The sequence below is a fragment of the Adlercreutzia sp. DFI.6.23 genome (genome assembly GCF_024462535.1).
GTDB lineage: Bacteria > Actinomycetota > Coriobacteriia > Coriobacteriales > Eggerthellaceae > Adlercreutzia > Adlercreutzia rubneri.
Genome location: NZ_JANGBP010000861.1, coordinates 1 through 286, shown reverse-complemented (window position 1 = coordinate 286; position 286 = coordinate 1). Strand labels below are relative to the sequence as shown.

Below are 286 nucleotides of genomic sequence, written 5' to 3'. Positions count from 1 at the left end.
GTGCCCCGTGGTCCCGCCCCCCCGAGGAGTCGCTACTGCATATCTTCCAAACGTCCGGGTTTCGCGTAGCGGGTGACGCGGCCGAAGCGGGTGTCGTCATCCACGAACACCACGCGCGGGGCGTTGTCGGGATCGGCGAACTCCTCGGGGGTCATCTGCGCGTAGCACATGATGATGACCTTGTGCCCCGGCTCCACTCAGTGGGCCGCCGCGCCGTTCACGCAGATCATGCCGCTTCCCGGCTCGCCGGCGATTACGTAGGTCTCGAAGCGGTTGCCGTTGTCGA

The 286-nt window shown here is 66.4% G+C and carries 2 protein-coding genes; both read right to left on the bottom strand.

The genetic code is table 11. The features are described from left to right. Positions 1 to 32 precede the first annotated feature (32 nt). Positions 33 to 197, bottom strand: a complete 165-nt coding sequence (locus NE591_RS15785; RefSeq protein ID WP_256157167.1) for a hypothetical protein — start codon at positions 195 to 197, stop codon at positions 33 to 35. Next, positions 198 to 286, bottom strand: an 89-nt coding sequence (locus tag NE591_RS15780; protein ID WP_305145291.1) for an aspartate 1-decarboxylase, incomplete at its 5' end; no start/stop codon positions are given.